We start from the raw sequence: 20,347 nt of genomic DNA on the forward strand, positions 1-20,347 counted from the left end.
CCATGACCGAACCTGTTCTCTCCGTGCGTAATCTTCAGGTGGAGTTCGCCTCCCGCCGCGGCACGCTGCGCGCCATCGACGACGTCTCCTTCGACATCGCCAAGGGCGAGGTACTCGGCGTGGTCGGTGAATCCGGTGCCGGCAAATCCGTCACCGGCCTTTCGGTGATCGGCCTGATCGATCCGCCGGGCCGCATCGCCGGCGGCGAGATTCATCTCGCAGGCCTGCGCATCGACAATCTGCCGCCGGAGGAGATGCGCCGCATCCGCGGCAAACGCATCGGCATGATCTTCCAGGATCCCCTCACCTCGCTCAATCCGCTGTACCGGGTCGGCGACCAGATCGTGGAAACGATCCGGACCCACCTCAATCTGTCCGAACAGGCGGCCCGCCGCCGCGCCATCGACCTGCTCGCCGAAGTCGGGATTCCCGCGCCGGAAAAGCGCATCGACGGCTATCCGCACGAGTTCTCCGGCGGCATGCGCCAGCGCGTGGTGATTGCGCTCGCGATCTGCGCCGAGCCGGAGCTGATCATCGCGGACGAGCCGACCACGGCGCTCGACGTCTCCGTGCAGGCGCAGATCATCTCGCTGATCAAGCGGCTCGGCCGCGACCACGGCACCGCGGTGATGCTGGTGACGCACGACATGGGCGTGATCGCGGAGACCTCGGACCGCGTCGCGGTGATGTATGCCGGCCGCGTCGCCGAGATCGGTCCGGTGCAGGACGTCGTGAGGAACCCGCTGCATCCCTACGCAAAAGGATTGATGGGCGCGATCCCGACGCTCGCGGGCGAGGACAAGCGCCTGGTGCAAATTCCCGGCTCCATGCCGCGCCTGTCGGCGATTCCGCGCGGCTGCTCGTTCAATCCGCGCTGCGCGTTCGCATTCGACCGCTGCCGTGTTGATCGGCCGGAGCCACTGCCGCGTGGCGCGCAATCGGTCGCCTGCCATCTCTATGACAATGCGCCGGCGGAGAGCGCGGCATGAGCGCCCCGTTCGTCAAGGCCACAAATCTGCGCCGCGTCTTCGATGTCTCGAAGCCCTGGCTCAACCGCGTGCTGGAAGGCGGGCATCTCGAATATCTGAAGGCTGTCGACGACGTCACCTTCGACATCAGGAAGGGCGAGACCTTTGCGCTGGTCGGGGAGTCCGGCTCCGGCAAGACCACGGTGGCGCGGATGGTGGTCGGCCTGTTGCCGCCGAGCTCCGGCGACGTCCAGATCGACGGCGTCTCGATGGCGGATCCGCGGCAGGCGCAGGCGCGGCGAAAGCTGCGCCGCCGCATCCAGATGATCTTCCAGGATCCCTATGCGAGCCTGAACCCGCGCTTCCGCGTAGATGCCATCATCTCCGAGCCGATCCGCGCCTTCGACCTGATCCAGGGCGAGCGCGACATCCAGGCGCGCGTCGGCGAGCTGCTCAGCCTCGTCGGCCTGCATCCCGACGACCGGCTGAAATTCCCGCACGAGTTCTCCGGCGGCCAGCGCCAGCGTATCGCGATCGCGCGGGCGCTCGCCTCCGATGCCGAGTTCATCGTCTGCGACGAGCCGACCTCGGCGCTCGACGTCTCGGTGCAGGCGCAGATCCTGAACCTGATGCGCGACCTCCAGGACAAGTTCGGCCTGACCTACATGTTCATCAGCCACAACCTTGCCGTGGTCCGCCACATGGCAAGCCGCGTCGGCGTGATGTATCTCGGCCGCATCGTCGAGATCGCGGAAGGCCGCGAGCTGTTTGCCCGCCCCCGCATGCCCTACACCAAGATGCTGCTGGGCGCCGTGCCCGATCTTGCCATGAGCGGTCGCCAGCGCATTCCGGTCAAGGGCGAGATCCCGAACCCGATCAATCCACCGCCCGGCTGCGCCTTCAATCCGCGCTGTCCGCTGGCGTTCGACCTCTGCCGCAAGGAAGCGCCGCAACTGATCGACGGCGTTGCCTGCCATGCGGTTAACACCGCGCCGGTACCGGCGTGACGCGCGCGTGCCATGCGGCCTGCGCATTGGCGGCACGGCATCGCCTGTGATCAATTGCGCGCGCCGCAAACAAGGTAGCGAAATCCCATGGCCAGCAACGTCAATCCGGATCCCTTCACGACGCGTCCCGAGATCGAGGGCACGTTCGGGGTCGTCGCCACCACGCACTGGATCGCGACCGCCGTCGGCATGGCGATTCTGGAAAAGGGTGGCAACGCCTTCGATGCCGGCGTCGCCACCGCTTTCACGCTCCAGGTGGTCGAGCCGCATCTGAACGGCCCCGGCGGCGACGTACCTGTTATCGTCCACGACGTGAAGCGCGGCCGCACCGAAGTGATCTGCGGCCAGGGTCCGGCGCCGGCGCGCGCCACCATCGCGCATTACAAGAGCGAAGGCCTCGACATGGTGCCGGGCACCGGCCTGCTCGCCGCCTGCGTGCCCGGCACTTTCGAATCCTGGATGATGCTGTTGCGAGACTACGGCACCATGCGCGTGCGCGATGTGCTGGAGCCCGCAATCTCCTACGCGCGCGATGGCTATCCGCTGGTCGAGCGCGCCTGCGCCACGATCCAGACCGTCGAGCAGCTGTTCCGCAAGCATTGGCCGACCTCGGCCGCGGTCTACCTGCCGAACGGCGAGGTGCCGAAGCCGGGCACGCTCTTCACCAACAAGACGCTGGCCGCGACCTACACCCGCATCCTCAGCGAGGCAGAGAGCGGCGGCGGAGGCCGCGATGCCGAGATCGAGCGCGCGCGCAAGGCGTGGTCGCACGGCTTCGTCGCGGAAGCCATCGACAAATTCTGCCGCACGCAAGAGGTGATGGACGTCAGCGGCTCGCCGCATCGCGGCGTGCTCTCAGCCGACGACATGGCGCGCTGGCAGCCGACCATCGAGGCGCCGCTCACCTACGACTATGGCCGCTACACCGTCTGCAAAGCCGGTGTCTGGAGCCAGGGGCCGGTGACGCTGCAACAGCTCGCGCTGCTCAAGGGCTTTGCGCTCGACGGACTCGACCCGACCGGGCCGGAATTCATCCATCTCCAGATCGAGTGCGCCAAGCTCGCCTTCGCCGACCGCGAAAAGTTCTACGGCGATCCGAAGTTCAACGAGATCCCGATCGCGACGCTGCTGTCGGATGCCTACAACGACGAGCGCCGCAAGCTCGTCACCGACAAGGCCTCGCTCGACTTCCGCCCCGGCTCGGTGGAAGGTTTTGGCGGCGTGGTCAAGCTGCGGCGGGCCGAAGGCCGGCGCGAAGCGGTCGGCGCGCTCGGCGCCGGCGAGCCGACGGTCGGACGCTTCGGCGAGGTGCGCGGCGACACCGTGCATTTCGACATCATCGACAAGGCCGGCAACATGGTCTCCTCGACACCGTCGGGCGGCTGGCTGCAATCTTCGCCGATCATTCCGGAGCTCGGCTTTTGTCTGGGCAGCCGCGCGCAGATGTTCTGGCTGGAGGAAGACCATCCGGCGGCGCTCGCGCCGGGCAAGCGGCCGCGCACGACGCTGTCGCCGACCATGGCGCTGCGCGACGGCGAGCCGTATCTCGCCTGGGGCTCGCCCGGCGGCGACCAGCAGGATCAGTGGATCACGCAATTCTTCCTGCGCCACGTCCATTGCAATCTCAATCTCCAGGAATCGATCGACGCGCCGGCCTGGCATTCCGAGCACTTCCCGATCTCGTTCTGGCCACGCACCGCGCGCCCCGGCGTGCTCGTGGTCGAGAACCGCGTGCCGAAGGCGACGATCGAGAACCTGCGCGAGCGCGGGCATATCGTCGAGATCGGCCCCGACTGGTCCGAGGGCCGCCTCACCGCGGCCTCGCGCGTCGGGGTGCGTCGCCGCGCCGCCGCCAATCCCCGCGGCATGCAGGGCTACGCAGCAGGACGCTGATGGACAGAATATGACCTGGTCGATCATCGCACGTGATCCCGCCACCGGCCAGTTCGGCATCGCGGTTGCGACGCGCTTCTTCGCCGTCGGCGCGCGCGTGCCCTATATCGCCGCCGGCCTCGGCGCGATCGCGACCCAGGCCTTCGTCAATCCCTATTACGGCATCGACGGCGTCAAGCTCTTGCGTGAAGGCCTGAACGCGCATGACGTGCTCGCCAGCCTGCTCGCGACCGATGACGGACGCGAAAGCCGTCAGATTCACATCATGGACGCGAGCGGCGAGATTGCTGTGCACACCGGGCGCGACTGCGTCGACTGGTGCGGCCACATCGCGGGCAGCGGCTTCTCCATCGCCGGCAACATGCTTGCTGGCCCTGACGTGCTCGACGAGACGGCCAAAACCTACATCGCCAATGACAGCCTGCCCTTTCCGCGCCGCCTGCTCGCGGCGATGCGCGCGGGCGAGGCCGCCGGCGGCGACAAGCGCGGCAAGCAGTCCGCAGCGCTCCTGATCCACGGCGAGGAGGAATGGCCGGCGCTGGACATTCGCGCCGACGATCATCCCGATCCCCTCGGCGAGTTGGAACGGCTCGAACGCGTCAGCCACGAGCTTTGGGTGCACTTCCGCAACTCCATGCCGACACGGCAGAACCCGGCTGGCAACGCCGATCGCAGCGTCATCGACGCCAGCATCGCCGCGGCGCGTGCAAGGCGATCATGAGCACAAGCCCACTCATCGAGATCACGGATCTCCGTATCCGCTTCCACGGCGACGACGGCCGCGTCACCCATGCGGTCGACAGTGTCGATCTCAGCGTCGCCAATGGCGCGACGCTCGGCCTCGTCGGCGAATCCGGCTGCGGCAAGAGCGTGACATCGCTGGCGATCATGGGCCTGCTGCCGAAGCAAAGCGCGGAGATATCAGGCGCGATCCGCTTCGATGGCTTCGACCTGCTGAAGACATCCGATCAGACCTTGCGCGACCTGCGCGGCAACCGGCTCGCAATGATCTTCCAGGAGCCGATGACCTCGCTCAACCCGAGCTTCACCATTGGCGACCAGATCATCGAGACGATCCTGCGCCATCGTGGCGGCTCGCGGCGCAGCGCACGCGACCGCGCGATCGAGCTGCTTCGGCGGGTCCATATCCCCTCGCCCGAACGGCGCGTCGACGAATATCCGCACAAGCTCTCCGGCGGCATGCGCCAGCGCGTGATGATCGCGATGGCGCTGGCCTGCGACCCCCGCCTCCTGATCGCGGACGAGCCGACCACCGCGCTCGACGTCACCTTGCAGGCGCAGATCCTCGAGCTGATGCGGGAATTGAAGGCGGCAAGCGGCGCCGCGATCATCCTGATCACCCACGATCTCGGCGTGGTCGCCGAGGTCTGCGACGAGGTCGCGGTGATGTATGCCGGCGAGATCGTCGAGCGCGCGCCGGTGGATGAGTTGTTCTCGACGCCGCAGCATCCCTACACCGTCGGCCTGCTCGGCTCGATCCCGCGGCTCGACCACCGTGCCGAGCAGCTTGCGACGATCGAAGGCATGGTCCCGAACATGGCGCAGCCGCCCGTCGGCTGCCGCTTCGCCGCACGCTGCCCCTTCGTGCTGGACGCCTGCACCAAGGCGCCGCCGCCGCTCGTGGAAATCAGCCCCGGTCACCTCTCGCGCTGCATCCGCGCGCCGCTCGAACTTCTGGTGTCGTGATGGCGCTTCTCGAGGTCGAAGGCTTGGTCAAGCATTTCGTCGCCGAGCGCTCGCTGTTCGGCCGGGCACTCGCGCATGTCAAAGCGGTCGATGGCGTCAGCTTCTCGCTCGAGGCGGGCAAGACGCTGGCCCTGGTCGGCGAATCCGGTTGCGGCAAATCCACCGTCAGCCGCCTGGTGCTGCGGCTGATCGAGCCGGATGCAGGCACGATCCGCTTCGATGGCCGCGACCTTCTCTCGCTCGACGCCGGAGCGCTCCGCGCGTTCCGCCGCGAAGCGCAGATCATCTTCCAGGACCCCTACGCCTCGCTCAATCCGCGCATGACGGTCGGCCAGATCCTGACCGAGCCGCTGGCGCTGCACGATCTCGTCCCACCCGCGCGGCGGCGCGAGCGCGTCGAGGAAATCTTGCGGCTGGTCGGCCTGGAGCCGCGCCTTGCCCGGCGCTATCCGCACGAATTCTCGGGCGGCCAGCGGCAGCGCATCGCCATTGCCCGCGCGCTCGCGGTCGAACCGAAGCTGATCATCTGCGACGAGCCGGTCTCGGCGCTCGACGTCTCGATCCGCTCGCAGATCCTCAACCTCCTGCGCGAGCTCCAGGACCGGCTCGGCCTTGCCTACATTTTCGTCTCGCATGACCTCGCCGTGGTCAAGCACATCGCCGACCACGTCGCAGTGATGAATCTCGGCCAGATCGTCGAGACGGCGGAAGCGGACGCGCTGTTCGCCGCGCCCCGGCACCCCTATAGCCGCGCGCTGCTGTCCGCGATTCCCGTGCCTAAACCGCGGGCAAAGCGCAGCCGGATTGTGCTTCAGGGAGAGATCCCCAGCGCGCTGAATCCGCCGCCGGGATGCCGCTTCCACACCCGCTGTCCCTATGTCGTGGACCGCTGCCGCAGCGAAATGCCTCAGTTGGTCTCGGATGGCACCGGACATGCAACGGCCTGCCACCGAACGTCGGAACTGCCGTCCTCCGCGGCCATCGTCCCCATGGACGGCGGATTCTCGCCGGTTCTTGAAAAATTGGTTGCCGCCTTCAGCGGCGGTCCGGAAGCAGCACGCGCCGGCGGGGTTAGTTCATTGGGGGCGGACCCCGCATAGCCGTGAAACAGAGGTCGAGAGCGATGAGCTTTATGCGTTTGACAATCCTGGCGTCGGCCTTGCTGACGTCGCTCGCGGGCACTGCCCAGGCTCAGCCCACGCTTCGCATCGGGATCGCCGAAGACCCTGATATCCTCGATCCCAGCATCGGCCGCACCTATGTCGGCCGCATCGTGTTCTCCGCGTTCTGCGACAAGCTGTTCGACATCGACGAGAAGCTCAACATCGTGCCGCAGCTCGCGCTGTCCCACGAGACGTCGGCCGACGGCAAGGAGATGACGATCAAGCTCCGGCCAGGCGTCAAATTCCATGATGGCGAGCCGCTGGACGCCGAAGCTGCAAAATTCTCGATCGAGCGTCACATGACGCTGCCGACCTCGTTCCGGAAGTCGGAGCTCGCCAGTGTCGATCATGTCGACGTCGTCGATCCCCTGACCATCAAGCTGGTGCTGAAAACGCCGTACTCACCGCTGATCGCCCAGCTCACCGACCGCTCCGGCATGATGGTTTCGCCCAAGGCGGCGAAGGAGGCCGGTGACAAGTTCGGCCTGCATCCGGTCTGCGCCGGCCCCTACAAGTTCGTCGAGCGCGTGCAGCAGGATCGCATGGTGCTCGAGAAGTTCGCCGACTACTGGAACAAGGACAACATCCATATCGATCGCGTCGTGTTCCTGCCGATCGTCGATGCCACGGTGCGCCTTGCGAACCTCAAGTCCGGCGGGCTGGACCTGATCGAGCGCGTGCTCGCGACCGACATCAAGGACGTCCGCGCCGATTCCCGCCTCGTGTTGTCAACGGCGCCCGAGCTCGGCTATTACGGCCTCACCGTCAACATCGGCAACGACAAGGCCAAGGGGCCGCTGAGCCAGTCGGCCAAGGTCCGCCAGGCGCTGGATCTGTCGATCGATCGCGAGGCCATCAACCAGGTCGTGTTCAACGGCGAATTCAGCCCCGGCAACCAATGGGTCAGCCCGACGCATCCCTATTATCAGAAGGCATTCCCGGTTCGGGGCCGCGACATCGCCAAGGCGAAGGCGCTGTTGAAGGAAGCCGGGGTCACCGTGCCGGTGACCGTGGACTACATGATCCCCAAGGGCGCGGAGAATGAAGCCGTGGCGCAGGTCGTCCAGTCGATGGCCGCCGAAGCCGGCTTCGACATCAAGGTCCGCGTTGTCGAATTCGCCACCACCTTCAAACAGGCCCAGGCCGGCGAGTTCCAGATCTTCCAGATCAACTGGAGCGGACGCATCGATCCGGACGGCAATTCCTACATCTTCATGCGCAGCAAGGCGCCGCAGAACGACGCTGTCTATTCGAACCCCGAGGCCGACAAGCTCCTGGAAGATGGGCGGACGACCTCCAACGTCGACGAACGCAAGGCAATCTATGAGAAGCTGACCAAGATCGTGCTGGACGATCTGCCCATCATCTACATCTACCACCGTAAGCTCCTGATCGCTCACACCACCAAGCTCCAGGGTTACAAGCAGATGCCTGATGGCCTCGTGCGCGTGGTCGGGTTGAAGTTCAAGTGATCGCGGCATCACCCGGGACACAGGCGGGGCCATGCTGAAGTTCCTCGCCCACCGCATCGCGCAGATCGTGCCGACGCTGTTCTTCGTGTCGGTGCTGATCTTTTCGCTCCAGCAATTGCTGCCGGGCGATCCGGCGCTGGTGATGGCCGGCGAGGAACGCGATCCCGCCGCGATCGAGCAGATCCGGCAGCAATACAAGCTCGATCAGCCGATCCCCGTGCAATATGTCTACTGGCTTAAGGGAGTCCTCACCGGCAATTTCGGCGAGTCCTTGCGCAACAAGATGCCGGTGCGGGAGCTGATCGCGCAGAAACTGCCGGTGACGCTCCAGCTCGGCTCGATGGCGATCCTGATCGCGTTTTTCATCGGCATTCCCGCCGGCATCGTCTCCGCGGTGAAGAAGGGCACGGCGTGGGACTATGGCGCGAACCTGTTTGCGCTGTGGGGCATCTCGACGCCGAATTTCTGGCTCGGGATCCTGCTGATTTTCCTGTTCTCGATCGAGCTCGGCTGGCTGCCGGCCTCGGGCTACGTGCCTCTCACCGAGAACTGGCGCGCGAGCCTGGCCGCCACCATCATGCCCGCCTTCGTGCTCGGCAACGCGATTTCCGCGATCCTGATGCGGCATACCCGCAGCGCCATGCTCCAGGTGCTGGAGAGCGACTATGTCCGCACGGCACGCGCGAAGGGGTTGTCGGAGCGCTCCGTCATCCTCAAGCACGCGATGCGCAATGCGCTCACGCCGATCATCACGCTCGGCGCGCTCGAGCTAGGCACGCTGTTGTCGGGCGCCGTGCTGACGGAGCAGATCTTCTCCATTCCCGGCTTCGGCAAGCTGATCGTGGACGCCGTCTTCAACCGCGACTATGCGGTGGTGCAGGGCGTGGTGCTGGTGACGGCCACGGTCTACATCACGCTGAACCTCGTTGCCGACGTCGCCTATATCCTCGTCAATCCGCGGCTGCGGGGCTAGCGCCATGACCGACGCAGCCTTGCCCAGCCCCGTCACGCAAGCCCATGAGCTGGACAGCCCGGCGCGCCGCGCGCGGCGGCGGCTGTTCAAGCGCAAGGCGGCGGTGTTCGGGCTCGTCGTGATCACGATGTTCATCGCGCTTGCAGCCCTTGCGCCGGTCGTCGTGCCCTATGATCCCATCGCGACGAGCTGGAGCCTGGTACGCAAGCCGCCGACCGCGGCGCACTGGTTCGGCACCGACGAGCTCGGCCGCGACATCCTCAGCCGCATCGTCTACGGCGCGCGCGCCTCCCTGCTCGCGGGCCTGATCTCGGTCGCGATCGCGCTCGGCGTCGGCGTACCGCTCGGCCTGCTTGCCGGCTATCGCGGCGGATTTGTCGATGCGCTGATCAGCCGGATCACGGATGCGATGCTGGCCTGCCCGTTCCTGATCCTGGCGATCGCGCTAGCCGCGTTTCTCGGTCCGAGCCTCGGCAATGCGATGATCGCGATCGGCATCTCGGCCACCCCGATCTTCGTCCGCCTGACCCGCGGCCAGGTGCTGAGCGTGAAGGCCGAGGACTATGTCGAGGCCGCGCGCGCCCTCGGCAACCCCGGCTGGCGGATCGCATTCTCGCACATCCTGCCCAACATCCTGCCGGCGCTGCTGGTGCAGGCGACGCTGTCGATCGCCGCCGCCATCATCGCCGAGGCGGCCCTCTCGTTCCTTGGCCTCGGCCAGCAGCCGCCCGCACCGTCCTGGGGCAGCATGCTCAACGCGGCGCAACGCTTCCTGACCCAGGCACCATGGATGGCAATCTGGCCGGGGCTCGCGATCTTCCTCGTGGTGCTGTCGCTGAACCTGCTCGGCGACGGCCTGCGCGACGCGCTCGACCCGCGCCAGCGCTAGATCACCACCTCGCGCATCACGCGGCGGCAATCCATCTCGTACTCGAGGTCGACCACCGGCGGGCGGGCATAGTGCCAGGTCAGGCCGGAGCGCAATGCGCCGCGGCGGACCAGTTCGCCCACCAGCGCATGGTGGAAGTCGTGCACGGAATAGGCTTGCACGCCGGTGGTGTCCTTCCAGCCGAAGCCGAAGGCCGCCATCCGGCTTTCCATCTGCGAGGTGGTGGTGAACCGCACCTTCTCGCGCAGCCCCTCCGGGCTGAGGTCGCGGTAGCGCACCGTGCGTTCGACATAAGTGCCGCTGCCCTCGCGCGCTTCGGCACCGCCGGCGATCACGAAGCTCGGGGCCTTCGACCGCGTCGGGCGCGTGAAGGAGAACGCGTAGAACGACGGCTCGGACGGCGGATCGATCTCGGGACAGACGTTGCTGCGCGCCACCGGATTGGTGGTGCCGTCGAAGATGCCCCATTCGGACAGCGTCTTCACATAGTGCAGGTTGAACGCACGAAAGCCTTCCTCGCTGAAGGCCGCCGGCGAGCGCAGCTCGCAGGCGCAGAACGCGGTCAGCGGACGCCCGGCCTCCTGGATGAACTTCGCCGCCAGCGCAAAGCCCTCGGCCAGCGGCAGCAGGCGATCGAAACGGACGCGCTCGATCTCATAGCCCTCGTCCGCGGCCGCGCCGGCCGAATACTGGAACACGGACGGAATGAAACGATAATTGCCGGCGGAGAATTCACGCGTCATGACGGACTCCTATTCCAGTTGCATGCGAATGCCCTTGGCGCCGTTGAGCAGGCGCTTCAGGTGAAAACCGGCCAGCGGATCGTCGGCGTGCATCCCGACCAGCGCAGCAAAGGCCGGCATGGCGGCGGCATCGCCGGCCTCCATCTTGGCAAAAGCCTCGGAATAGAGCGCCGTCACCGGCGCTTCGAATTTGGCCCGCGGCAGCGGTTCGAACGCACGCAGCGGCTCACTGCGCCCGCGCAGCATCAGCTCGCCCACGGGACGGCCCTGAAAATTCTCGGCCGCCCCGGCGACGCTGGAGCTGACGCAGATGCGGGTGCCGAGATGCTTGTTGGCGGCTTCCAGCCGCGCCGCGATGTTGATGGAGTCGCCATAGGCGGTGTAGTCGAAGAAGCGGTTGCCGCCGAAATTGCCGACCAGCGCCGGCCCGGCATGGGCACCGATCCGGGTCGTCCCGAAATTCACGCCTCGCGCCCTCCAGCGCGCGGAGAAGTCCTCCGCCCAGGCGTCCAGATCATGGGCACAGGCAACCGCGCGCGTCGCATAGTCCGGCTGGTCGCCGGGCGCGTTGAACAGCACCTGAATCGCATCGCCGATGATCTTGGCCACCGTCCCCTCATGCGCGAAGACGATCTCGGTCATGCCGCCGACATATTCGTTGAGGAGCTCGCCGAGCGTCTGGGGCGCCGCGCTCTCGACCAGCGAGGTGAAGCCGGTAATGTCGGTGAAGAGGGTGGCGACATCGCGCCACTGCACCTCCATGCCGCCTTCGACATCCGCAGCCAGGCGCCTTGCGATCTCCGGCGAGAAGAAACGCGACAGCGAGGCATGGGCGCGCTCGGCTTCCATCTGGCGCCGCTGCACCTCGCGCAGCATCTCCACGTGGCCGATGGTCTTCTGGATCGTGGCCTCCAGATCGGCGAAGTCGATCGGCTTGGTCAGGAAGTCGAACGCGCCGCGGTTCATGGCGATGCGGATGTTGCTCATGTCGCCATAGGCGGAGACGATGATGGTCGACTTCTTGTCCTCGGCCTCCTGGAGCTTTGCCAGCAGCGATAGCCCGTCCATCCGCGGCATGTTGATGTCGGAGACCACCATATCGACATGCGGATTCTGCTCCAGCGCCTCCAGCGCCTCGAGGCCGTCGCGGGCAAACATGAGGGTGAGCAGCCCATCGCGAATCTGCCTGCGGAACTTTTGCAGGATCAGCGCCTCGAGGTCCGGCTCGTCGTCGACGAAGAGGATGGTCGCAGTCATGCGGCTTGCTCGAGCCTCGTGTCGATCTCCTGGCGCAGCAGCGCAAAGTCGATCGGCTTGGTGAGGAGCCCGTGGGCGCCTCGCTCGATCGCCTTTCTGCGTGTCTCGGCGTCGCCATAGGCGGTGATCATGATGACGGGAACGTGCGGATAGTCGGCGCGCACCTTCGGCAGCAGGTCGAGCCCGCTCATGCCGGGCATGTTGATGTCCGACAGAATCAGGATCAGCGAAGGATCGCGAACCTCGGCGGCACGCCTCAGCGCATCGGCCGCAGAGGGAGCAAACTCCATCTGGAAGCGGCCGGCGCGCAGGTCGCGCCGGAAGTGCTGCCTGAACAGCGGTTCGACGTCGGGCTCGTCATCGACGACCAGGATATAAACGTTCAAGTCTTGCCTCCGGCAGTGTCGCCCGCTGCCATCGTGCGCGGCAGCGTGATGATGAATTCGGTGAATACACCGGGCTCGGTCTTCACGTCGATCGTGCCGCCGTGCTGCTTCACGACGATGTCATGGCTCATGGACAGGCCGAGCCCGGTGCCCTCACCGGCCGGCTTGGTCGTGAAGAACGGATTGAATAGTTTCTCCTTCACCTCGGGCGGAATCCCGGTGCCGTTGTCGCGGATCCGGATCTCGACCTTGTCGCCGAGGCTCCTGGTTGCGGCGCTCACGATCGGCTCAAAACCTTCCGCCGTGCTTTCCTTGCGCTTGGCCGCAGCGTAGAAGCCGTTCGAGATCAGGTTGAGGAAGACGCGCGTGATCTCCTGCGGATAGATGTCGACCAGGCCGGCGGCGGGGTCGAACGCGCGCTGGAGCGTGACGTTGAAGGCGGGCCGCTCGGCGCGCGCGCCGTGATAGGCGAGATTGAGGCTCTCCTCCACGACCGCATTGATATCGACGGGGCGATGCTCGCCGGAACCCTGGCGCGAATGCACCAGCATGTTCCTGACGATGGAATCGGCGCGCTTGCCGTGCTGCACCACCTTCTCGAGATTACCCCTGAGCATGCCGGTCAGCTCGTCGACCTCCGCCTTGGTCTTGCCATCGAGCTTTGCCGCTTCGAGCACCTCGTTGAGCTCGTCGATCAGCTCGGTCGAAACCGACGAGAAGTTGTTGACGAAATTGAGCGGGTTCTTGATCTCGTGGGCGATCCCCGCCGTGAGCTGGCCGAGGGAGGCGAGCTTCTCGGTCTGGATCAGGCGATCCTGTGCGGCGCGCAGATCATCGAGGGACCGCGACAGCTCTCTGGTGCGTTCCTGGACCTCCTCGAACAATCGGACATTCTCGATCGCGATGAGCGCCTGATCTGCAAATGTGGTGGCGAGTTCGATTTGCTTGTCGCTAAAGGGCCGCACCATATGCCGCGTCAGGACAAACACGCCGATTGGCGCCCCCTCTCGAAGCAGAGGCACACCAAGCATCGTACGCACGTTTGAACGCCTTCGAGCGGACGAGGGTGCATATTCCGGGTCGGCCTGCACATCCGGGACATGAACCGTTTTGGCGTCGAGCAGCGTACGCCCGACCACACTTCCCCGTTCGGGTACGGAAGCGAATGTCCGAAGCTTGTTTTCTTGCTCCGCGTCGAGCCCGCAGCTTGCCGCCAAATAGAAGACGCCATCGCTAGGCCGAAAGATCGTGCCTTCGTCCGCGTCACACAAGCGCGCCGCAGAGCCGACAAGGGTGTTCAGCACGGTTTGCAGGTCGAACGCCGAACGGCTGATCACTTTCAGCACATCGGCGGTCGCCGTCTGCTGCTGCAACGACTCGCTCAATTCCGCGGTCCGCTGCTCGACCTTGTTTTCAAGGTCGGCATAGGATTCCTGCAAGCGCGCGCCCATGTCGTTGAACTGGTCGGCGAGCCCTTCGAGCTCGTCGCCGGTCTTGATCGCAATGCGCTGGGAGAAATCGCCGCCCCCGATCCGCTCGGCGCCGCTGCGCAGCGCCTGGATCGGTCCCACCATGCGGCGCGCGAGGAATATCCCCGCAAGCACCGCGAAGATCGACGCCGCGAGCAGCACGATCGCAAGCCGTTGCAGCGAGGCATAGAGCGCGGCATAGGCCTCCTCGACCGGCAGCTCGACGAACATGGTCCAGTGCAGCGGCTCGATCGGGGCCGATGCGGTCAGCACCTTCTGCCCCTGGATATTGCGCGCTTCGGGAAGCGGATCGGACATCGTGCCGCCTCCGGCCTGCGCGGCGCGGACCTGCGCGAGGTCCGACATATCGGTGTTGCGCAGGACCAGGCTGATATCCGGATGCGCGATCAGGCGCCCCTCCGGCCCGACCACGTAGGCGTCTCCGTGCTCGCCGACCTTGATCTGGGAGACGACGTCCCAGATCAGCTTCAGATTGACCTCCGCGATGCTGACGCCGGCATCCTTGCGCGCGCCGGCCAGCGCCAGCGTCATGTAGGGCTCGGAGTCCCTGCGGAAATAGACCGGCCCGTAATAGACCTTGTGCGCGACCGCCTCGGTGAACTTTGGGTCGGCCGACAGGTCGATCCCGCTGTCGATCGCGTCCATCGCCAGCCGCGAGACCCGCAACCGCTCCTTGCCGCTCGAATCCACCTGGGCGAGCTCGGTGATCCCTGGCACCTGGCGCAGCAGCCGCAGCGCGTCGAACCGGCGTTGCTCGATCGAGCCCGCCGACCACGGCAGCTGCGTGGTCCAGCCGAGCTGGCTCTCGATCTCCTTGACAAACTGGCCGATCTTGGCAGCCGCCGCCTCGGCCTGCTCGTGCTGGACCCGGATCAGCGAGGCCTTGTGCTCACGATAATAGAAGAAGACTTCGAACAGCCCGTTGGCGAGCAGCGCGACGGCGACGACGGCCACGAACAGCGCGACGTATTTGGTGAACAGCCGGATCCTGATCCCTCGCCCCACCGCCTCGCCGGCCACGGCCCCATCCGGGGCCGCGCTCGGCAACGTCCTGGCTTGCGGGGTGTCGGGATGGAGGGAGAGGCTCATCCCGCGGAACCTAGCAAGAAGACGCGACCTTGTCTCTCGCGAGCGCGGCAAAGGGCCCGCCGACGGCCGCGGTGACCACCGCATCAGCGCCGGCGGGTACAACGAAAAAGGGCGGCAGCGGATTGGCCGCTGCCGCCCTTGGGACCAGCTTGCGTTGCGGCCTCAGGTCGGCCGCAGCGCCTTGGCGCCGAGGTCGAGCTCGTTGACCTGCTTGTTCCGCTCGGAATCGGCCGCCGCGCGATGGTCGGTCGCCAGCACCACGTAGACCGCGGGCAGCACGAACAGCGTGAACAGCGTGCCGATCGACATGCCGGCAACGACGACCAGACCGATCGAGAAGCGGCTGGCGGCGCCCGCACCGGTCGCGGTCAGGAGCGGGATCAGACCCGTCACCATCGCGGCCGTGGTCATCAGGATCGGCCGCAGGCGGATGCGGGCCGACATCTCGATGGCCGAGCGGCGGTCGAGCCGCTCGTTGACCTGGAGCTCATTGGCGAACTCCACCATCAGGATGCCGTGCTTGGTGATCAGGCCGACCAGGGTGAGCAGACCGACCTGGGTGTAGATGTTCATGGTCGCGACGCCGAAGAACAGCGGGATCAGCGCGCCGACGATCGCCATCGGCACCGAGATCATGATCACCAGCGGGTCACGCAAGCTCTCGAACTGGGCTGCCAGCACCAGGAAGATGATGATCAGCGCGAAGCCGAAGGTGATCGCGAGCTGGTTGCCTTCCTGCACATACTGCCTGGAGTCCGCGAGATAGTCGTGGCTGAAACCCTGCGGCAGCTTCTTGGCCTCGCTTTCGAGGAAGTCGACCGCAGCACCAACGGTCACGCCGGGCATCGGCACGGCCGAGAACGTCGCCGAATTGAGCTGGTTGTAGTGGGTCAGCGAGTTCGGGTCGGTCTTGGTCCTGATCGAGACCACGGTCGACAGCGGAAGCTGCTGGCCGGTATTGGTCGTCACATAGTAGCCGCCGAGCGATTCCGGCGAGAGCCGCTTGCCCCGGGGCACCTGCGGAATCACCTGGTAGGAGCGACCCTCGAGATTGAAGCGGTTGATGTAGTTGCCGCCGAGCAGCACCGCGAGCGTACTGCCGAGGTTCTGCATGTTGACGCCGAGATCCTGGGCCTTGGTGCGGTCGATCGTGACCTGCACGTTCGGCTGGTTATAGGCGAGGTCGCTGTCGGACACGATGAACATGCCGCTCTTGCGCGCGGCGTCCTTCAGCTTCTCCATCTGCTCATAGACCGTCTGGAATCCGGCGGTGGAGTTGATCACCATCTGCACCGGCAGGCCGCCGGGTCCGCCGGGCAACGGCGGCAGGTTGAAGGCGAAGGCCTGCACGCCCTCTATCTTGGAGAGCTCGGCCTGCACCAGGGGCTTCAACTGGATCGACGAGCGCTTGCGCTCCTCCCACGGCTTCAGCAGCATGCCGGCGATGCCGCCCTGCGGACCGTTGATGCCGTTCAGCACGAAGCGCAGATCGGTCTCCGGGAATTTCTGGAATTTCTCGTCGAGCTTCTCGCCGTAGAAATCGACATAGTCGATGTTGGCGTATTTCGGCGCCTTGGTCACCGCGAACACGATGCCCTGGTCTTCCTCCGGCGCCAGTTCTTTCGACGTGTGCATGTAGAGGAAGCCGACCAGCCCGAGGATCGTCACTGCGAACAGACCGGTGATGGCCTTGTAGTCGAGCGAGCGGTCGAGCCTGCGCCCATACCAGCGCGTCAGGGCGCCGAACACCTTGTTGACGGCCTTGGCGAAGCGGCCCTCTTCGGTATTCTTCAGCAGCACCGAGCACATCATCGGCGATAGCGTCAGCGCGATCACGCCTGACACGATCACCGAGCCCGCGAGCGTGAAGGCGAACTCGCGGAACAGCGAACCGGTGAGACCGCCGAGGAAGCCGATCGGCGCGTACACGGCCGCGAGCGTGATCGTCATCGAGACCACGGGACCGACGATTTCACGCGCGCCTTGCAGCGATGCCTGGACAGGCGTCTTCCCTTCTTCAAGATGGCGGTGGATGTTCTCCACCACCACGATAGCGTCGTCGACCACGAGGCCGATCGCAAGCACCATCGCCAGCAGCGTCAAGAGGTTGAAGCTGAAGCCGAAAGCCAGCATCAGCGTGCAGACGCCGATCATCGACAGCGGAATGGTGACGACGGGAATGATGACCGAGCGGAGCGAGGCCAGGAACAGGAAGATCACCACGATCACGATGATCACGGCTTCGCCCAGCGTCTTCTCCACCTCGTCGATCGAGGACTGGATGAATTTGGTCGAGTCGTAGGCGACCTTCATCTTCATCGACGGCGGCAGATTGCGTTCGAGCTCGGGGAACAGCGCGCGCACGCCCTTGACCAGCGTCAGCGGATTGCCTTGCGGCGTTGCCTGCACACCGATGAAGATCGCATGCTCGCCGTTGAAGGCGACGCTGGCGTCCGTGCTCTGGGCTGCGAGCTCGACGGTGGCGATGTCCTCCATCCGCACGAAGCCGCCGTCCTTGGCCTTGACGATCATCTTCCTGAACTGGTTGACGTCGGTCAGGCCCGTGTTCGTCGAGACGTTCGAGACGATCAGGTAACCCTTGGTCTGGCCCGCCGCAGACTGAAAGTTGTTGGCGGCGATCGCGGCCGAGACGTCGGCCGGCGACACGTTGCGGCCGGCCATCTTCACGGGATCGAGCCACAGCCGCATCGCGAAGGTCTGGCCGCCGAGAATATCGGCGGAAGCCACGCCATCGACGGTCGACAGCACCGGCTGCACCACGCGCGTCAGGTAATCCGAGATCGCCGAGCCTGACAGTTCCTCGGACGAGAAGCCGAGATACATCACGGCCGTGGTCTGACCCGTGGTCTTGGTGACGATCGGGTCGTTGGATTCCTTCGGGATCAGGTATTTGACCGAGTTCGTCTTGGCCAGCACCTCGGTGAGCGCCTGGTTCGGATCGAAGTTCAGCTTGATGTAGACCTGGATCGTCGAGGTGCCCAGCACGGAGGACGAGGTGATGTAGTCGACACCCTCGGCGGAGGCGACCGCCTGCTCGATCGGCGTGGTGATGAAGCCCTGGATCAGGTCCGCGGACGCGCCGGGATAGACGGTCGTGATGTTGATGACCGTGTTCGACAGTTTCGGATATTGCCGGATCGGCAGCACCATCGCTGCGCGCAGGCCGATCAGCAGGATCAGAAGGCTGACGACGACCGACAGAACCGGGCGCTTGATGAAAATATCGGTAAAGGCCATCGCGGCGATCTCGATTTCTTTATCTCAAGAAAAGTGATCCGGCCGAGCCGGATCACTTGAGGGTGGTAAGGGGTCAGTAGCGCGGCGGCTGCGCCGGGATCTGCGGGGCCGGATCGGTCGAAATCGACACCGCCGCACCCGATTGCAGCTTGAGCTGGCCAACGGCGACGACCTTGTCGCCCGGCTTCACACCCTTGATGATTTCGACGCGGCCTTCGACCCGGTTGCCGGTCTGCACGAAAGTGCGCACCGCGGAGAGGCTGGTCTTGCCGTCCTCTTCCTTCTTCTCGGTAATCACGAACACCGAGTCGCCGTAGAGCGTGTAGTCGACCGCCGTCTCCGGCACGGTGATCACCGCCGGCTTGTCCGGCAGCACCACCGTGGTGGTCACGAACATGCCGGGCTTCAGGATCTTCTCCGGATTGGAGACGGTCGCCTGCACGCGGATGTTGCGGGTGTCGGTCGAGATCTGCGGCTCGATCGTGGTGATCTTGGCGTCGAAGGTGCGGCCCGGATAGGCGTCGACCTTCAGCCGGACCGCCTGACCGACCTTGAGGTTGCCCGAGTCCTTTTCCGTCACCGTGAAGTTGGCCCAGAGCTCCGACAGATCGGTCAGCGACACGATCGCCGTACCGGCCGTCAGATATTGGCCGACCTCGACCTTGCGGACGCCGAGATCGCCGGAGAACGGCGCGCGCACCAGCTTCTGCGAGATCAGCGCTTCGGTCTTGGCGATGCCGGCCAGCGCCTGGTCGTACGCGGCCTGCGCCGAATCGACGGTCGCCTGCGGGCCGAACTGGCGCGACGCCAGTTGCTTGGCACGATCGAGCGAGAGCTGCGCGACGGTCGCCTGCGCCTTGTAGTTGGCGAGATCGCCCTGATCGGGCGCGTCGAACAGCTGCACCAGCGGCGTGCCGGCCTCGACATGCGTGCCCGGCTCGAACTTGATCTCGGTGACGCGGCCGTTGACGTCGGCGCTGACATCGACCTGGTGCACGGCGGCAAGCCCGCCGACCGCGGTCAGCAGGTTAGGCACCACCTCGGACTTCGCCTCGGCCGCACTGACCGCGGTCGGCGGCGGCTTGTTGTTGGCGAAGAACTGCTTGATCATCTGGCCGCGGAAGTAATTGAACCAGACGAGGCCGCCGACGAGCACGCCGAGCAGCGTGCCGACGATGACGAACCAGAGCACCGGCCGGACCGGACGCTTGGGAGCCTTGTCGATCGGTTCGCCCGAAATCTTGTGTTCGGTTACGATGTTCATGTCATGCACTTTCTGCAATCGCCGTCTTGCCGACACCCGGCGCCTGATCGCGGCCCAGATGTGAAGCAATTGCGGCGTCGTTAAGTCCGATACCTCTCAGGAGAAACTCACAGAGCTGACGCTCCAGATCGTTCGCCTTGCCGTAAGCGAGACAGGGCGTGGCCGGCAGCCTGGTCAGGGCCGCCGTCATCAACGAATGATGCGCAAACCAGAACAGGTTGAGTGGATCGCCAGTGCAGGGCCGCGCGTCCCCGGCGGCAACCGCACGCTCGAGCGAGGCGATGAAGACCGCCCCGATCAGCTTCTCGATCTTGGCATATAGCAAACGGGCGAATTCGCCATCATCCAAATGACTCGTGGCCATCAGTCGCAGGCGCTGAGCCTCTTCCCGGTCCGGACCATCGGCGATGCGGAGGAAGTGCTGGACCATGCCGCGGATCAGCTCGACCATGGTGGCGGTGGATGGCTCCCGCTCCAGAAGATCCGTCAGCGCCGGATCGGCTTCGCATTCGTCGCTGAGAATTTCAGCGTAGAGCGCCGCCTTGGAGGGAAAATGCTTGAACAGCAGGGCCTCGGAAATGGCAGCGGCGGCCGCCACGCTCTTGGTCGTGGTGCCGGTATAGCCGTGTCGGGCAAAGCAGCGTTTTGCGGCGCCGAGGATCAATTGACGCCTCAGGTCGCTCGTCATTCGCAATGAACTCATGGTAGTGAGTAAGCACTCACCCACGCAAAAGTCAAGCATTATGCTGCATCGCAACCTGAAATCGTTGTAAATTCAGCGGAAATTG

Annotated in this window: 16 protein-coding genes; 9 read left to right on the plus strand and 7 right to left on the minus strand. The window is 65.3% G+C overall.

Features of this window, described 5'->3' with window-relative positions; translation table 11 throughout:
* The first annotated feature begins 2 nt into the window (after positions 1–2).
* The 9 genes from XI09_RS35595 (at position 3) to XI09_RS35635 (ending at position 10,072) form a co-directional block, all read left to right on the plus strand.
* On the plus strand, positions 3–989 hold the full coding sequence (locus tag XI09_RS35595; RefSeq protein WP_271571042.1) for an ABC transporter ATP-binding protein: 987 nt from the start codon (positions 3–5) through the stop codon (positions 987–989).
* A complete protein-coding gene (locus tag XI09_RS35600) occupies positions 986–1,975 on the plus strand; it encodes an ABC transporter ATP-binding protein (RefSeq protein ID WP_271571043.1) in 990 nt (329 codons plus the stop codon). Before XI09_RS35595 ends, XI09_RS35600 begins: the two co-directional genes overlap by 4 nt.
* Before the next feature lie 87 nt (positions 1,976–2,062).
* Positions 2,063–3,868, plus strand: a complete 1,806-nt coding sequence (locus XI09_RS35605; protein ID WP_271571044.1) for a gamma-glutamyltransferase family protein — start codon at positions 2,063–2,065, stop codon at positions 3,866–3,868.
* A 10-nt stretch (positions 3,869–3,878) separates the two neighbouring features.
* Complete coding sequence (locus XI09_RS35610; protein WP_271571045.1) at positions 3,879–4,589, plus strand: DUF1028 domain-containing protein; 711 nt, start codon at positions 3,879–3,881, stop codon at positions 4,587–4,589.
* Entirely contained in the window at positions 4,586–5,575 is a 990-nt protein-coding gene (locus XI09_RS35615; protein ID WP_271571046.1) for an ABC transporter ATP-binding protein, read from the plus strand. Before XI09_RS35610 ends, XI09_RS35615 begins: the two co-directional genes overlap by 4 nt.
* On the plus strand, positions 5,575–6,675 hold the full coding sequence (locus XI09_RS35620) for an ABC transporter ATP-binding protein (protein WP_271571047.1): 1,101 nt from the start codon (positions 5,575–5,577) through the stop codon (positions 6,673–6,675). Before XI09_RS35615 ends, XI09_RS35620 begins: the two co-directional genes overlap by 1 nt.
* Positions 6,676–6,698: 23 nt before the next feature.
* A complete protein-coding gene (locus XI09_RS35625; protein WP_271571048.1) occupies positions 6,699–8,210 on the plus strand; it encodes an ABC transporter substrate-binding protein in 1,512 nt (503 codons plus the stop codon).
* A gap of 31 nt (positions 8,211–8,241) precedes the next feature.
* A complete protein-coding gene (locus XI09_RS35630) occupies positions 8,242–9,183 on the plus strand; it encodes an ABC transporter permease (protein ID WP_027543964.1) in 942 nt (313 codons plus the stop codon).
* 4 nt (positions 9,184–9,187) lie between these two features.
* Positions 9,188–10,072, plus strand: a complete 885-nt coding sequence (locus tag XI09_RS35635) for an ABC transporter permease (protein WP_271571049.1) — start codon at positions 9,188–9,190, stop codon at positions 10,070–10,072.
* Here the strand turns inward: XI09_RS35635 and cnbZ are convergent.
* The 7 genes from cnbZ to XI09_RS35670 all read right to left on the minus strand — a co-directional run bounded on the left by cnbZ (position 10,069) and on the right by XI09_RS35670 (position 20,262).
* Positions 10,069–10,815, minus strand: coding sequence for a 2-amino-5-chloromuconate deaminase CnbZ (cnbZ, locus tag XI09_RS35640; protein ID WP_271571050.1), 747 nt, complete (start codon positions 10,813–10,815; stop codon positions 10,069–10,071). The two genes, XI09_RS35635 and cnbZ, sit on opposite strands and share 4 nt — an antisense overlap.
* Before the next feature lie 9 nt (positions 10,816–10,824).
* Positions 10,825–12,072, minus strand: coding sequence for an adenylate/guanylate cyclase domain-containing protein (locus XI09_RS35645; RefSeq protein WP_271571051.1), 1,248 nt, complete (start codon positions 12,070–12,072; stop codon positions 10,825–10,827).
* The gene (locus tag XI09_RS35650; RefSeq protein ID WP_018648152.1) at positions 12,069–12,458 is read right to left on the minus strand and encodes a response regulator; all 390 of its coding nucleotides are present in this window, start codon (positions 12,456–12,458) and stop codon (positions 12,069–12,071) included. Before XI09_RS35650 ends, XI09_RS35645 begins: the two co-directional genes overlap by 4 nt.
* Positions 12,455–15,037, minus strand: a complete 2,583-nt coding sequence (locus XI09_RS35655) for a sensor histidine kinase (RefSeq protein ID WP_271571052.1) — start codon at positions 15,035–15,037, stop codon at positions 12,455–12,457. Before XI09_RS35655 ends, XI09_RS35650 begins: the two co-directional genes overlap by 4 nt.
* 162 nt (positions 15,038–15,199) lie before the next feature.
* Positions 15,200–18,295, minus strand: coding sequence for a MexW/MexI family multidrug efflux RND transporter permease subunit (locus XI09_RS35660; protein WP_271571053.1), 3,096 nt, complete (start codon positions 18,293–18,295; stop codon positions 15,200–15,202).
* Positions 18,296–18,368: 73 nt separating this feature from the next.
* Complete coding sequence (locus XI09_RS35665) at positions 18,369–19,559, minus strand: efflux RND transporter periplasmic adaptor subunit (protein ID WP_092186007.1); 1,191 nt, start codon at positions 19,557–19,559, stop codon at positions 18,369–18,371.
* Position 19,560: 1 nt separating this feature from the next.
* Positions 19,561–20,262, minus strand: coding sequence for a TetR/AcrR family transcriptional regulator (locus tag XI09_RS35670; RefSeq protein WP_167770407.1), 702 nt, complete (start codon positions 20,260–20,262; stop codon positions 19,561–19,563).
* Positions 20,263–20,347 lie beyond the last annotated feature (85 nt).

The organism is Bradyrhizobium sp. CCBAU 11386 (assembly GCF_028128955.1).
Lineage (GTDB): Bacteria > Pseudomonadota > Alphaproteobacteria > Rhizobiales > Xanthobacteraceae > Bradyrhizobium.

Coding starts and splice junctions, on each gene's coding strand:
- XI09_RS35595 (WP_271571042.1), top strand. CDS start 3: ATGACCGAACCTGTTCTCTCCGTGCGTAATCTTCAGGTGGAGTTCGCC.
- XI09_RS35600 (WP_271571043.1), top strand. CDS start 986: ATGAGCGCCCCGTTCGTCAAGGCCACAAATCTGCGCCGCGTCTTCGAT.
- XI09_RS35605 (WP_271571044.1), top strand. CDS start 2,063: ATGGCCAGCAACGTCAATCCGGATCCCTTCACGACGCGTCCCGAGATC.
- XI09_RS35610 (WP_271571045.1), top strand. CDS start 3,879: ATGACCTGGTCGATCATCGCACGTGATCCCGCCACCGGCCAGTTCGGC.
- XI09_RS35615 (WP_271571046.1), top strand. CDS start 4,586: ATGAGCACAAGCCCACTCATCGAGATCACGGATCTCCGTATCCGCTTC.
- XI09_RS35620 (WP_271571047.1), top strand. CDS start 5,575: ATGGCGCTTCTCGAGGTCGAAGGCTTGGTCAAGCATTTCGTCGCCGAG.
- XI09_RS35625 (WP_271571048.1), top strand. CDS start 6,699: ATGAGCTTTATGCGTTTGACAATCCTGGCGTCGGCCTTGCTGACGTCG.
- XI09_RS35630 (WP_027543964.1), top strand. CDS start 8,242: ATGCTGAAGTTCCTCGCCCACCGCATCGCGCAGATCGTGCCGACGCTG.
- XI09_RS35635 (WP_271571049.1), top strand. CDS start 9,188: ATGACCGACGCAGCCTTGCCCAGCCCCGTCACGCAAGCCCATGAGCTG.
- cnbZ (WP_271571050.1), bottom strand. CDS start 10,815: ATGACGCGTGAATTCTCCGCCGGCAATTATCGTTTCATTCCGTCCGTG.
- XI09_RS35645 (WP_271571051.1), bottom strand. CDS start 12,072: ATGACTGCGACCATCCTCTTCGTCGACGACGAGCCGGACCTCGAGGCG.
- XI09_RS35655 (WP_271571052.1), bottom strand. CDS start 15,037: ATGAGCCTCTCCCTCCATCCCGACACCCCGCAAGCCAGGACGTTGCCG.
- XI09_RS35660 (WP_271571053.1), bottom strand. CDS start 18,295: ATGGCCTTTACCGATATTTTCATCAAGCGCCCGGTTCTGTCGGTCGTC.
- XI09_RS35665 (WP_092186007.1), bottom strand. CDS start 19,559: ATGAACATCGTAACCGAACACAAGATTTCGGGCGAACCGATCGACAAG.
- XI09_RS35670 (WP_167770407.1), bottom strand. CDS start 20,262: ATGAGTTCATTGCGAATGACGAGCGACCTGAGGCGTCAATTGATCCTC.